The following is a 12,697-nucleotide window of genomic DNA, read 5'->3' as shown; positions in this document are numbered from 1 at the left end:
ATCTACTCGGCGTGCAGGGTCTCGGGAGCGCGCGCGTGGTCGGCCAGCATCTGGATGCCGCGACGCAGCCCCCCGACCAGGTCGCCGTTGGCGAACGACGACTGCATCTGCAGCGTCGTCAGCTCGACCTCCTGGTCGGTGATGTTGCGGCGGACGGCGCCGCCGGTGACGATCTCGAGGACCCGGGAGGCCGGGTCGAGCATGATCAGGATGCTTCGTGACGGGGCGACCAGCGAGTTGTGCAGCTGCGTGGCGAAGGCCCGGGGGTCTGCACCCGAGCGACCGACGAAGACGCTGAACTCGAAGCGCGAGACCTGCTCGGCCCCGCGGATCGCCTCGTCGATCTGGAACCGCTCGGCGCTGTTGAACTCACCAACGCCCACTTGCGCCACCGGCTTTCGACTCATCGTTGTCGGGGGCGGGCAGTGCCGCGGTGCCCTTGCTGGGGCCGCCGAACCACTGGTCCTGGGTGGCCTGGCCGCCCGGCGTGAAGCGCTCGCCCTTGATGACACCCGGGATCACGACGAGCGCCGTGATGACCAGGAACAGCAGCAGCGGGACGCCCACCAGCAGCAGTACGGCCTCGACCGGGTCGACGTCGGAGGGGTTGCTCCAACCCTCCGGGACGTCCGCGCCGGCCGGGCCGCCGGCGGCAAAGACGAGCGCCGCCCCGGCAAGCAGGACGACGGAGGTACGACGGGCGCGGCGGGCGAGCTTCGTGGTCACGGGGGGAATCGTATCGGGTCGGATAGGTCACACGCCCCACGGGGACGGGCCTGCGCGACTCGTCCGCGGTTGCCCGGTGCGGTAGACATGGGGCCCATGTTCGGCTTCGACGACACGTCCTGCGACGGCTCCGACGCGCTCTGCAAAGCCGTCTTCAGCTGGACCGACAACCAGAAGCTCGCCAACGCCTCCGACATCCTGATCGGCAAGCCGCTGGCCCTGCTGTGGCTGCTGGTCCTCTTCTTCGTCGTCCGGTGGATCCTGCACCGGCTGATCGACCGCGTCGTCGCCCGCGCGGAGGACGGCGTGCTCCCCGACCGGATGAGCCGCTTCGGGAAGACGGGCAAGGCAGCCGAGGCCCGTGACCTCGCGACCGCCACCAGGCGCGTGCAGCGCGCCAAGACGATGGGCGACCTGCTCAAGAGCGTGGTCACCGGGCTGCTGATCGCGATCTTCGGGACCATGGCGCTCAGCGAGCTCGGGGTGAACATCGCCCCGATCATCGCCTCCGCCGGCATCATCGGGCTGGCGCTGGGCTTCGGCGCTCAATCCCTCGTCAAGGACTTCCTCTCCGGCATCTTCATGATCTTCGAGGACCAGTACGGCGTCGGCGACGTGGTCGACGTCGGCGAGGCCAGCGGCACGGTCGAGGCGGTGAGCCTGCGGGTGACGCGGCTGCGCGACCTGAACGGCACCGTCTGGTACGTGCCCAACGGCGAGATCATGCGGGTCGGCAACATGAGCCAGAACTGGTCCCGGGCGGTCGTCGACATCACCGTCGGCTACCACGAGGACCTCGCCCGCGCGGAGCGCGTGCTCCGCGAGGTCGCCCACGACCTGTGGGACGACGACGACTTCCGCGGGCTGATCATCGAGGAGCCGGAGGTCACCGGCGTCGAGATGTTCACCGCCGACGGCGTCACCCTGCGGGTGCTGATCAAGACCGCCCCGATGGAGCAGTGGGGCGTCGCCCGGACCCTGCGCCAGCGGATCAAGGCCCGCCTCGACCACGAGGGCATCGAGATCGCGCTCCCGCAGCGCGTCGTGTGGCACCGCGAGGAGCCGACCCCGGACGCACCGACGGGCCCCTCCCCCGAAGAGGAAGAGCCCGTCGAGAGCTGACGTACGGCGTCGCTCAGGCCAGCGAGGCCTCGAGCTTGATCGGCACGGCGGCGAGCGCCTGGCTGACCGGGCAGCCGACCTTGGCGCCCTCTGCGGCGGCGACGAAGTCCTCCTCGCTCATGCCGGGGACGACCGCCTTGACGGTCAGCCGGATCTCGGTGATGCCGGTGCCGGGGACGAAGTCGACGGCTGCGCTGGTGTCCAGCGAGGTCGCCGGCGTGCCGGCCTTCGCCAACCCGTTCGACAGGGCCATCGAGAAGCAGGACGAGTGCGCGGCGGCGATCAGCTCCTCGGGGCTGGTCTTGCCGTTGGCGTCCTCGGCCCGCGAGGCCCAGGAGACGTCGTACGTGCCGATGCCGGAGGACTCCAGCGTGACCTTGCCGGCTCCCTCGAACAGGGTGCCTTCCCAGTGCGTGCTGGCGTTGCGGGTCGTAGCCATGTGCGGATCACTCCTCATGCGTTGCTCGAAAAGACTCGTGATCGCGAGTCTGGCACGCCGGTGTCCGCCGCTCACCGGGGCACCGTCAGAATGGACACGTGACGACCTTCTACGACGAGATCGGTGGCTTCGAGACGTTCCGGCGGATCGTCGCGAAGTTCTACGAGGGCGTCGCGGAGGACCCGGTGCTGCGACCGCTCTATCCCGAGGAGGACCTCGGCCCCGCCGAGGAGCGGTTCCTGCTGTTCCTCGTCCAGTACTGGGGCGGCCCCACGACGTACTCCGAGAACCGGGGCCATCCGCGCCTGCGGATGCGGCACGCGCCGTTCGCGGTCACGCCGGAGACCAAAGAGCACTGGTTGATGCACTTCCGGGCCGGGCTCGACGAAGTCGCCCTGACCCCGGAGCAGGACCAGCAGTTCTGGGACTACGTGACCCACGCAGCGCAGTTCATGGTCAACTCGTTCGAGTGACTCTCAGGTGAGTTCGAGCGCGCGGAGCCGGTCGAGGTAGATCTCGGCTGGCACCGTCGAGCGCTGGGTGACCTGGTCGAAGAAGGCGATCGTCACCCGCGCACGCGAGAGCGTGGTGTCGCCGTCGCAGATGACGGAGTCGATGGTCGCGGAGCGCTGGCCGATGCGGGAGACCCATGACCAGGCGTCGTACGGCTCCGGGCGGAAGAGGATCGGCACGCGGTAGTCGACGTCGGTCTGGGCGACGACGAGGTTGATCTGGTCGAGGCCCTCCCACATCTGCGCGAGGCCGGAGATGCGGGCCTCTTGGAAGTACTCGAAGTACTTCACGTTGTTGACGTGCTTGTAGACGTCGACATCGGAGAACCGGACGTGGACCGGGAAGTGGAGGGCCGTCTCCGGCCGTTCGGCGGGGAACGGTATCCGGGGCGCGGCGCCCTCCGGCTCGAGGAACAGTGCTAGCGCCGTGCGCTCGTCCTCGCTGAGCCGACGCGGCCGCTCGGTCTCGAAGACGTACGGCGTCAGGACGGTCTTGGCCCGCAGGTAGACCTCGCGGACCCCCTCGGCATCCTCGTGGAAGACCTCGTAGGCGACCGTGAACGAGGCCGCGCGGACCTGGGTGACCCAGCACTCGATGCTGACCGGTCGGAACCCGAACCGCAGCGGGGACACGTAGGTCACCTCGTGGCGGACCACGACCGTGCCTCCGGGCAGCTCACCCGTCTGGGCGGCCGGACCGTGCGTGCGCAACATGTCCACGCGGGCCTCTTGGAGGTAGTCCACGTAGACGACGTTGTTGATGTGCCCGAGCAGGTCCATGTCGGCCCACCGCATCGGGCACTCGTAGCGATGCCGCACTCCCCAGATGCTGCCAGACGCCGACCGATCGGCCGGGTCGGCGTTCCGTTGGTGGGACGAACCGCGCAGGCAGTCAGGGGGTCGATCAGTTGGTCACAGCGAAGCCGGAGTAGTAGCTGCGGATCGACTCGTGACGCGCCAGGCGGGCACGGCGGTTGGTGACGACGAACTGCCCGACGGTGGCGATCGAGGCGACGGCCGCGACGGCGGCGACGACGAGGAAGGCAACGGCGAGGACGAGGACGGAGGTGCTGACGAGGGTCACGATGACTCCTTCTACATCTGTAGGATCTCTACGTATGTAGAAGCTACGCCGATCTCGCTGGACAGGCAAGCGCCGAGGTAGTGTCTCCAGTCACAGCCCATCTAAGGACCTCATGCCCCACGCCTCGCCTGCCGCGGCGCCCGCCGCAGCCTCCACCCCCCTCTCCCCGCGCCGCCGCCAGCTGCTCGACGCAGCGCTGAACGTCATCGCGGACGAGGGACTCAAGGGCCTGACACACCGCGCGGTCGACCGGCACGCAGGCCTTCCGGAGGGCAGCTGCTCGGCGTACTGGCGCACCCGCAACGCCCTGCAGGCCGCCCTGACGGAGTACGTCGCCGCCTCTCTGCTCGCTGACGTCGACGAGCTGACCGAGCAGATCCGCGGCTGCGGACCCGACGATGAGCAGGCCAGCGTGGCCGCCACCCTGGAACTGTTCTTGCGGTGGCTCGACCAGCGTGAGCTGCTCGTGGCTCGGCTCGAGCTGACGATGGCCGCCACCCGAGACCCCGAGCTGGCGCAGCTGCTCGCCGACCACCGGGCCCGGCTCGTCGGCATCGTCGGGGAGATCAGGACCGCGGCGGGCAAGGAGCACGGTGAGGCCCGGGCCGAGGCGCTCGTGGCGTCGTACGACGGCATCCTGCTCGCTGCCCTCCTCCAGCCCGCACCAGCTCGGCGGGAGTTCCTCGCCCGCTCGTTCGAGCTGCTGGGCACCGCACTGGTCGGTGGCAACGGGGAGTGACGAACGCCGCACGGGCCGGAACAAGAACACGGTCTACTGTGGCTTCCGCAGCAGCACCGCCCCCTTGAAACGGAGTTCCACATGCCCGAGGCAGTCATCGTTTCCGCCGCCCGCACCCCCATCGGTCGGGCCAACAAAGGGTCGCTGACCGAGTGCCGCCCCGACGACCTCACGGCGTTCATCGTGAAGACGGCGCTGGACAAGATCCCGGCGCTCGACCCGAACACGATCGACGACCACTACCTCGGCTGCGGCCTGCCCGGCGGCGAGTCCGGCAACAACATGGCGCGCGTCGTCAACGTGCTCAACGGCATGGACGACGTCCCCGGCGCCACGATCACCCGCTACTGCTCGTCGTCGGTCCAGACGACCCGGATGGCGTTCCACGCCATCAAGGCCGGCGAGGGCGACATCTTCATCTCCGCCGGCGTCGAGACGGTGTCCCGCTTCGCTAAGGGCACCTCCGACCACTGGCCAGACACCCACAACCACGCGTTCGACGACGCCAAGGCGCGCACCGACAAGACCGCCGAGGGCGGCCAGGGCTGGCACGACCCGCGCGAGGACGGCTTGCTCCCCGACGTCTACATCGCGATGGGCCAGACGGCCGAGAACGTCGCCAAGCTGCGCGGCCTGAGCCGCCAGGAGCTCGACGAGTTCGGCGTACGCTCCCAGAACCTCGCCGAGAAGGCCATCAACGACGGCTTTTGGGCGCGCGAGATCACGCCCGTCACCACGCCGTCCGGCGTCGTGGTCAGCACCGACGACGGCCCGCGCGCGGGCGTGACGTACGACGGCATCAAGGACCTCAAGCCGGTCTTCCGTCCCGACGGCGTGGTCACCGCAGGCAACTGCTGTGCGCTCAACGACGGCGCTGCAGCGGTCATCGTCATGTCGGACACCAAGGCAGCCGAGCTCGGCCTCAAGCCGCTGGCCCGGATCGTGTCGACCGGCGTCTCGGGCCTCTCCCCCGAGATCATGGGCCTCGGCCCGGTCGAGGCGACCCGCAACGCGCTCAAGTACGCCGGCATGAGCATCGGCGACATCGATCTGGTCGAGATCAACGAGGCGTTCGCCGCGCAGGTCGTGCCGTCGTACCAGGACCTCGGCATCGACATCGACCGGCTCAACGTCAACGGCGGTGCGATCGCGGTCGGCCACCCGTTCGGCATGACCGGCGCCCGACTGCAGAACACAATGCTCAACTCGCTCGACTGGCACGACAAGACCACCGGCCTGATCACCATGTGCGTCGGCGGCGGCCAGGGCATGGCGCTGATCCTGGAGCGGCTCTGACCCCTACTGCACAAACCCGTCGAACGCCTGGCCGCGGAACGCGGCCAGGCGTTCTGCTTGCTCCTCGACGCCAGCGGGCACCGTGCCGCCGTCCCAGACGGTGACGGCGACCTGCAGCTTCTTGCCCTTGCTGCGCGGCCGCCAGGAGCCGACGACCTCGTGCCCCACCAGCACTCCCCCGGGCCGGCCGAGGGTGCGCCAGAGGTCCTTGCGGGCGTCGGCGCCGGGCACGACGAGCTCGCGGTCGCGGCTCTGCAGGAAGAGGTCGAACGGACCGAGGAGGCGCACGGCGTCGACCGTCGGCGGGTCGACCAGCGCGTCGAGGTCGTCGGCCAGCACGTCGAGAGATTGTCCGGCGAGCTCGACCGGCACGACGTCCTCGGGCCAGTGCTCCTTGACGTCACGCACCGGGCTGTCGATGTAGCCGGCGACCAGCTTGGGCGTCGACGGACCCAGGAGCCGCAGCACCGACCGCACCGGATCGAGGTGGTCGGGCACGGACTTCGCGGGGCCTCGCCAACGCGGGATCCGGCGCAGCACCGGCGGCGACGTGCCCGGCTCGAGCTCCAGGCCCGCCCGCAACGCCGAGAGCCGGAACGGCTGCTCGTAGGCGTGTGTCGCCTGGCACGGGTTGCACCAGCGCAGATAGGGCTCCTCGAGACGCTCGGTCAGCGCCCCGGACATCTCGCCCTTGACGACCGGCCGGGCGGCGATGTCGCGCATCGTCTCGGCGATGTGGTCGAGGGCGTCGAGCACCGGGATCCCGGCCTTCTTGAGCGGCCGGGAAGCGTCGAAGACCCGCTTGGCGGCGTCGGCCTCGCTCCAGGGAGCGACCGCAGCCGCCACCTGGGCCGCCTCCGCCCGCCGGTAGGCGTGCGGGGCCCCGCGGAGCGTCCAGGCCAGGAACAGGTCCTCGTCGGAGACACGCGTCCCGCGGATCTCCAGCGCCCATCGAGCGCCGTCCGGTCCGGTGTCCTGCACCCCGAGGTCGAGCACGGCGGTGTCGCCGTGGGCGCCGACTCGATCGAGCTCGTGAGCCGCGACCCGATACCGAAGCACCTGCTCACGAATGACAGTCGTCGGCGTACTCATCGGCAACTCCCTGGGCTGTGCATGCCCCCATGGTCCGCCACACCACGGACAGTCCGCCCTACACTGCCCGGGTGACCGACTCGGGAGACGGCCAGACCGGATGGCTGGACGAGGGTGAGCAGCGTTCGTGGCGCGCGCTGATCATGGGGATGACACTCCTCCTCGACCGCCTAGACGACGACCTGCGCCGCAACTGCGACCTGTCTCTCGTGGAGTACGAGATCCTCGTCCGGCTGTCGGAGAGCGAGGGGCGACAGATGCGCATGGCGCAGCTCGCCGACGCCCTGGCGCACAGCCGCAGCCGTGTGACGCACACGATCACCCGGATGGAGCGCTCCGGCCTGGTGGTGCGGAGCAGCTCGCCGGAGGACGGCCGTGGCGTCGTCGCGAGCATGACGGACTCGGGCTACGACCTGCTGGTCCGGATGGCCCCGATCCACGTCGGTGGCGTCCGTGAGCACCTCGTCGACCTGGCCAGCCGCGAGGACTTCGCTGCGCTCGGTCGAGTGATGGACGCGGTCTCCGACAACCTCATCGCCGGTCATCCCGAGATGGAGATCAGGGACGCGCAGCGGACCTGATCATTGGTGGTCGAGCAGCGTCCGCGACCGAGGAACGAGGTCGCGAAGAGCGGGTCGAGACCCGGTGAGCCAAACAACGAGGTCGTTCGTCTCACCGGGTCTCGACAGGCTCCGCCGGGTCCGCTGACGCGTCCTCGATCAGTCTCTGGTCAGCCGCCGGTGGGTGACCCGGTGCGGCCGGGCAGCCTCGATGCCGAGGCGCTCGATCTTGTTCTCCTCGTACGCCGCGAAGTTGCCCTCGAACCAGAACCACTTCGCGTCGTCCTCGTCGTCGCCCTCCCAGGCGAGGATGTGGGTGGCGACACGGTCGAGGAACCACCGGTCGTGAGACGTCACGACGGCGCAGCCCGGGAAGTCGAGGATCGCGTCCTCGAGCGAGGACAGCGTCTCTACGTCCAGGTCGTTGGTGGGCTCGTCGAGGAGCAGCAGGTTGCCGCCCATCTTGAGGGTCAGGGCCAGGTTGAGGCGGTTGCGCTCACCACCGGAGAGCACGCCGGCCTTCTTCTGCTGGTCGGGTCCCTTGAAGCCGAACGACGCGACGTACGCCCGCGAGTTCATCTCGAAGTTGGCGACCTTGATGAAGTCGAGCCCGTCGGAGACGACCTCCCAGACGTTCTTGTTGGGGTCGATGCCGCCGCGGCTCTGGTCGACGTACGAGATCTTCACGGTGGTGCCGACCTTGAGCTCGCCCTCGTCGGGCTGCTCGCCGCCGGTGATCATCCGGAAGAGGGTGGTCTTGCCGACGCCGTTCGGGCCGATGACGCCGACGATGCCGGCTCGGGGCAGGCTGAAGGACAGGTCGTGCATGAGGGTGCGTCCCTCGAAGCCCTTCGTCAGGCCCTGGGCCTCGAGCACGATGTCACCAAGCCGCGGACCCGCCGGGATGTTGATCTCGGAGGTGTCGATCTTGCGCATCCGGTCGGCCTCGGCCGCCATCTCCTCGTAGCGCGCGAGACGCGAGCGGCTCTTGGTCTGCCGCGCCTTGGCGTTGGAGCGGACCCACTCGAGCTCCTTCTCCAGCATCTTGGCGCGCTTGGCGTCCTTCTGCCCCTCGATCTTGAGGCGGTCCCGCTTGGTCTCGAGGTACGTCGAGTAGTTGCCCTCGTAGGGATGCGTCTGGCCGCGGTCGAGCTCGAGGATCCACTCAGCGACGTTGTCGAGGAAGTAGCGGTCGTGGGTGATCGCCAGGACGGCGCCCGGGTAGTCCTTGAGGTGGCCCTCCAGCCACTGCACCGACTCGGCGTCGAGGTGGTTGGTGGGCTCGTCGAGGAGCAGCAGGTCGGGCTGCTGGAGCAACAGCTTGCAGAGCGCGACCCGGCGACGCTCACCGCCGGAGAGGTTGTCGACGATCGCGTCCGGCGGCGGGCAGCGGAGTGCATCCATCGCCTGGTCGAGACGGCTGTCGAGATCCCACACGTTCGCCGCGTCGAGCTCGGTCTGGAGGTCGCCGGCCTCTGTCGCGACCTTCTCCTGGTCGGCGTCCGGGTCGCCCATCATCATGTAGAGCTCGTCGAGCCGGGCCATCTTGCCCTTGATCTCGGAGACGGCCTCCTCGACGTTCTCGAGGACGGTCTTGCCCTCCGTCAGCGGCGGCTCCTGCTGGAGCATTCCGACCGTGGCGGCCGGGTCGAGGATCGCGTCGCCGTTGTTGGCCTTGTCGAGTCCGGCCATGATCTTGAACAGCGAGGACTTGCCCGTGCCGTTGGGGCCGACGACACCGATCTTCGCTCCGTGCAGGAACGACAGGGTCACATTGTCGAGGACGACCTTGTCGCCGTGGGCCTTGCGCACATTGCGCAGGGTGAACACATATTCCGCCATGGTCCGAGCCTAGTTGCCGACCGGGGTTGAGACCTGATCGGGGGCCGTCGGCGTCTGTAGGGTGACGGGCTCTGCCAGGGAGTCCGGTGAACGCTCACGGAGGGCGCGTGCGTCGATCCGACAGCACCGACGACGAGTTCGCGGAGTTCGTGGCCGCCCGCTCGCCGCAGCTGTACCGCAGCGCCTACCTGCTGACGACCCCGTCCCACGCCGCCGAGGACCTGGTGCAGACCGCTCTGGCCAAGACGTACGCCGCCTGGTAGCGGGTGCGCGCGGCCGACGACCCGGTCGCCTACGTGCACGGCGTGCTCGTGAAGTCGTTCCTCTCCGACCGCCGGCGCAAGAGCTCGCACGAGCTGCCGACCGCGGCGGTGCCAGACCGGGGCATCGCCGACGCCGTCCCGACCGAGCGCGCCGCGCTGCTCGCCGCGCTCGCGGAGCTCGCGCCGATCGACCGGGCCGTGGTGGTGCTTCGATTCTGAGACGACCACAGCGTCGCCCAGACCGCTGCCCAGCTCACCCACGGAGGCGTCCGTGAAGAACCGGAGCCTCCGCGCGCTCCGCTCACTGCGCGAGCTGCTCTCCGAACCCTCCTCTCACGCACGGCTTCAGGAGGGTGCCCTCCGCCAGGGAGGCCCGCTCCGTCGCCGCCGCCGAGTGAGCACCGTGGTCGCCGGCGTCGCGGTCGTGGCCGCGTCGAGATCATGCTCTCGGAGCTGCCGCAGGATCCTGCCGCGCTCGCCGACGTCCGCGCTCAGCACCTGAGCTGCGACCCGGAGGACTGGGACTTCGTCGACCTGGACGGCCCGGTGCAGTGCGAGACCAGTGACGTGCACAGCGGCCGCCCGTTCCAGCGCACGGTCACGTTCACCGACCAAGGAGTGAACTACACCGAGGTCCGGCGCTGGACCGCGGGCGGCGAGATCTACGCCGCGGTGTCCAGCTCGACCGAGCGCAAAGTGGGGACCGTCTGCGTCCGCCATCCGGGCTCCGCTGACCCTGCAGGAGCTGATCACGGTCGCCGAGAGCTCGTCCTGGTCCACGGACTAGTCACGCTGCCGCCTCGGACTTCACCTCCTCGGTCGCCGGAGCCGTCACGTCGCGCTGCGCACGGGTGAAGGCGCTCGTGCCGCGGCTGAGGTCGTGGCCGACGTGCACGGCGTCGATCTCGAAGCTGAGCACCTCGACGTCGTTGGCGTTGACGTAGGTGCGCGTCTCGAGCCGACCGTGCACGACGACCGGGTCGCCGCGGCGCAGCGAGGCGGCACAGTTCTGGGCGAGCGCGCGCCAGGCGGTCACGGTGTACCACTGCGTCAGGCCCTCGGACCAGGTCTCGGTCCGGCGGTTGAACTTCCGCGGCGTGCAGGCGAGGCGGAAGCTCGCGACCGGCACCTCGCCGACCTCGCGCAGCGTCACGTCGCCCCCGAGCCAGCCGCGGATGGTGATCATGCTGTCGGACATCTCTGTCTCCTTGTCTCGATCCTGATGGACGGATCGAGACTCCGCGCCGCCACCGACAGCGGAGCGTGGTGCCGCGCAGCGCTGGGGACAACGCTGCCGGAGCTCCGTCCTGTGGACAGATGGTGGCTCGGATGGGCGAGAAGCTACGCCCGGGCGCGGGTCACGCCGTCACGCACCGCGGCGTACGCGGCAAGCTCGACCTCGACCGGCTCGACGACCAGCTCGTGGGTCACGGCGTTGACGCCGTCGCGGAGCCGTTCGTCCGCCCGGGCCGCGCGGTTGCGCGCCATCCGGGCGACGAACAACCGGCAGAGGAGCCCGAGCACGAGACCGATCACGACCCCGCCGACCAGCAGCACGATCGCGAGCGCGACCCCGCCGACCTGGACGGTGTCAGGATCGTCCAGCCGGCCGAGCCCAGCGAGAGCCGCGGTCCAGCCGAGCCCGGCAACGGCGGCCAGCAGCAGCAGCCACTGCAGCACCCGCACGATGCCGACCCACGCCGGCAGCCGGGCGGCACCGAGATCGGTGTCGGCCAGCGCCTGGTCAAGACGGTCGCCGAGCTGATCGAGGCGCGATCCGGCGGCTCGACGTACGGCGGCAACCCACGCGGGTGCCATGTCGGAGGTCAGGTTGTCGGCGAAGACCCGCACCTCGTCATCCACCCGAGCGCGCTGCACCTGGGTGGCCTCGGGGAGCGCGGCACGGGTCCGTCCGCTGAGCCTCCGGCCGTCCTCACCGAGGTCGAGATCGAGGCGCTTGAGCGGGTCGGACCTGATGCCGGCGAGCAGGTTGATCACCGGCCAGCCGGTCGCGCGGTTGCCACGCACGCGCATCGACCGCTCGAGGGCCTCGACGACCACCGGGACTCCGGCGGCCTGGGCGAAGGCGTCGTCGAGTGCGGCCACGCGGGCCGGCTCGACCACACGGGTCGAGACGTCGCCATTGGCCTCGGCCAGCTTGCCGGCGACCTCGCGGATGTCGGCGTCGATGCGCGTCCGCGTCGACTGCTTCTCGGCGGACCGGCGGGCGATCTCGGCGCGCAGCTCGGGAATCCCGATGCCGAGGCGGGCACTGATCGGCAGCACGGGCACCCGGTCGAGACCGTCCTGGTCGAGCAGGCGACGGACGTCGTCCAGCATCGACTGGCGGCGCTCCTCGGGCACGGTGTCGATGTGGTTGAGCACGACGAGCAGCACGTCCTGCTGCCCCACCGACGGCTTGAGGTAGCGGTCGTGGATGGCCGCGTCGGCGTACTTCTGCGGGTCGACGACCCACACGAGCAGGTCGGCGAGGGCGACCAGCCGGTCGACCTCGAGGTGGTGGGCGACCTCGGTGGAGTCGTGGTCGGGCAGATCGAGCAGTACGACGCCGTCGAGCTCGGCCTGCTGCTCGCGCCGCCCACTGTCGAGCATCGAGTCCCGGGTCGTCTGGTGCCGGGGCGCGATCTCGAGCCACTCGAGGAGCTCGTCGGCACCCTCGCGGCCCCACACGCAGGCAGTCGCCCACGACGTGGTCGGGCGTCGTACGCCGACGGCAGAGAGCTCGAGACCGGTCAGGGCGTTGAAGGTGGAGGACTTGCCAGAACCCGTGGCTCCGGCGATCCCGACGACCGTGTGCGTCGCCGACAGGCGCAGACGCCCGGCGGCGCGGTCGACCACGTCGGCGGCAGCGTCGACGAGCCCGTCATCCAGGCGACCACGCGCGGCCTTGGCGGCGCCGTCGAGGCCGTCGATGCGGGCACCGATGTCGGTACCACGGGTGACCATGCGGTCGGTCCCCTCGAGCAAGGACGTCATCTTCTCCCTCGACCTGCCCGGAGCA

Annotated in this window: 16 protein-coding genes; 7 read left to right on the top strand and 9 right to left on the bottom strand. The window is 69.8% G+C overall.

Annotated features, from left to right (window positions below; all coding sequences use genetic code 11):
• Positions 1 to 2: 2 nt before the first annotated feature.
• Together ABEA33_RS07335 and ABEA33_RS07330 are read right to left on the bottom strand one after the other, a co-directional pair.
• Positions 3 to 383, bottom strand: coding sequence for a DUF5130 family protein (locus tag ABEA33_RS07335; RefSeq protein WP_345526079.1), 381 nt, complete (start codon positions 381 to 383; stop codon positions 3 to 5).
• Positions 370 to 726: a hypothetical protein gene (locus tag ABEA33_RS07330; RefSeq protein ID WP_345526078.1), complete on the bottom strand. Its 357-nt coding sequence runs from the start codon at positions 724 to 726 to the stop codon at positions 370 to 372. The genes ABEA33_RS07335 and ABEA33_RS07330 overlap by 14 nt, the downstream gene beginning before the upstream one ends.
• A gap of 96 nt (positions 727 to 822) precedes the next feature.
• Here ABEA33_RS07330 and ABEA33_RS07325 point away from each other — a divergent pair, with 96 nt between their 5' ends.
• Positions 823 to 1,848 (top strand): mechanosensitive ion channel family protein, encoded by a 1,026-nt coding sequence (locus ABEA33_RS07325; RefSeq protein ID WP_345526077.1) that lies wholly within the window; start codon positions 823 to 825, stop codon positions 1,846 to 1,848.
• 13 nt (positions 1,849 to 1,861) lie between these two features.
• On the opposite strand, the gene ABEA33_RS07320 is transcribed toward ABEA33_RS07325, so the two are convergent.
• A complete protein-coding gene (locus ABEA33_RS07320; RefSeq protein WP_345526076.1) occupies positions 1,862 to 2,287 on the bottom strand; it encodes an OsmC family protein in 426 nt (141 codons plus the stop codon).
• Positions 2,288 to 2,385: 98 nt separating this feature from the next.
• Here ABEA33_RS07320 and ABEA33_RS07315 point away from each other — a divergent pair, with 98 nt between their 5' ends.
• Positions 2,386 to 2,760, top strand: a complete 375-nt coding sequence (locus ABEA33_RS07315; protein ID WP_345526075.1) for a globin — start codon at positions 2,386 to 2,388, stop codon at positions 2,758 to 2,760.
• Positions 2,761 to 2,763: 3 nt separating this feature from the next.
• On the opposite strand, the gene ABEA33_RS07310 is transcribed toward ABEA33_RS07315, so the two are convergent.
• Both ABEA33_RS07310 and ABEA33_RS07305 read right to left on the bottom strand, forming a co-directional pair.
• Positions 2,764 to 3,594, bottom strand: a complete 831-nt coding sequence (locus tag ABEA33_RS07310; protein ID WP_345526074.1) for an acyl-CoA thioesterase — start codon at positions 3,592 to 3,594, stop codon at positions 2,764 to 2,766.
• Between the two features lie 109 nt (positions 3,595 to 3,703).
• Positions 3,704 to 3,883 (bottom strand): hypothetical protein, encoded by a 180-nt coding sequence (locus tag ABEA33_RS07305; RefSeq protein WP_345526073.1) that lies wholly within the window; start codon positions 3,881 to 3,883, stop codon positions 3,704 to 3,706.
• 112 nt (positions 3,884 to 3,995) lie between these two features.
• Between ABEA33_RS07305 and ABEA33_RS07300 the strand changes: the two genes are divergently transcribed.
• Both ABEA33_RS07300 and ABEA33_RS07295 read left to right on the top strand, forming a co-directional pair.
• The gene (locus tag ABEA33_RS07300; protein ID WP_345526072.1) at positions 3,996 to 4,622 is read left to right on the top strand and encodes a TetR/AcrR family transcriptional regulator; all 627 of its coding nucleotides are present in this window, start codon (positions 3,996 to 3,998) and stop codon (positions 4,620 to 4,622) included.
• A gap of 81 nt (positions 4,623 to 4,703) precedes the next feature.
• Positions 4,704 to 5,918, top strand: coding sequence for an acetyl-CoA C-acetyltransferase (locus ABEA33_RS07295; RefSeq protein ID WP_345526071.1), 1,215 nt, complete (start codon positions 4,704 to 4,706; stop codon positions 5,916 to 5,918).
• Between the two features lie 3 nt (positions 5,919 to 5,921).
• Here the strand turns inward: ABEA33_RS07295 and ABEA33_RS07290 are convergent, their stop codons facing one another.
• Entirely contained in the window at positions 5,922 to 7,010 is a 1,089-nt protein-coding gene (locus ABEA33_RS07290; RefSeq protein WP_345526070.1) for a DNA glycosylase AlkZ-like family protein, read from the bottom strand.
• Between the two features lie 71 nt (positions 7,011 to 7,081).
• Between ABEA33_RS07290 and ABEA33_RS07285 the strand changes: the two genes are divergently transcribed.
• Positions 7,082 to 7,591, top strand: a complete 510-nt coding sequence (locus ABEA33_RS07285; protein WP_345526069.1) for a MarR family winged helix-turn-helix transcriptional regulator — start codon at positions 7,082 to 7,084, stop codon at positions 7,589 to 7,591.
• Between the two features lie 138 nt (positions 7,592 to 7,729).
• Here the strand turns inward: ABEA33_RS07285 and ettA are convergent, their stop codons facing one another.
• Positions 7,730 to 9,412, bottom strand: a complete 1,683-nt coding sequence (ettA, locus tag ABEA33_RS07280) for an energy-dependent translational throttle protein EttA (RefSeq protein WP_345526068.1) — start codon at positions 9,410 to 9,412, stop codon at positions 7,730 to 7,732.
• A gap of 107 nt (positions 9,413 to 9,519) precedes the next feature.
• On the opposite strand from ettA, the gene ABEA33_RS07275 reads away from it, so the two are divergent.
• Positions 9,520 to 9,675, top strand: coding sequence for a SigE family RNA polymerase sigma factor (locus ABEA33_RS07275; RefSeq protein WP_345526067.1), 156 nt, complete (start codon positions 9,520 to 9,522; stop codon positions 9,673 to 9,675).
• Positions 9,676 to 9,678: 3 nt separating this feature from the next.
• Positions 9,679 to 9,894 carry a SigE family RNA polymerase sigma factor gene (locus ABEA33_RS07270; protein ID WP_345526065.1) on the top strand — a complete coding sequence of 72 codons (216 nt, stop codon included), beginning with the start codon at positions 9,679 to 9,681 and terminating at the stop codon, positions 9,892 to 9,894.
• 568 nt (positions 9,895 to 10,462) lie between these two features.
• Here ABEA33_RS07270 and ABEA33_RS07265 read toward each other — a convergent pair.
• Positions 10,463 to 10,873, bottom strand: a complete 411-nt coding sequence (locus ABEA33_RS07265; protein ID WP_345526063.1) for a single-stranded DNA-binding protein — start codon at positions 10,871 to 10,873, stop codon at positions 10,463 to 10,465.
• A 143-nt stretch (positions 10,874 to 11,016) separates the two neighbouring features.
• A complete protein-coding gene (locus tag ABEA33_RS07260) occupies positions 11,017 to 12,642 on the bottom strand; it encodes a GTPase (protein WP_345526062.1) in 1,626 nt (541 codons plus the stop codon).
• Positions 12,643 to 12,697: the final 55 nt, after the last annotated feature.

This window comes from Nocardioides endophyticus (assembly GCF_039543845.1).
In the GTDB taxonomy this organism is placed as follows: domain Bacteria; phylum Actinomycetota; class Actinomycetes; order Propionibacteriales; family Nocardioidaceae; genus Nocardioides; species Nocardioides endophyticus.
This window is presented reverse-complemented; position numbering and strand designations above follow the sequence as displayed.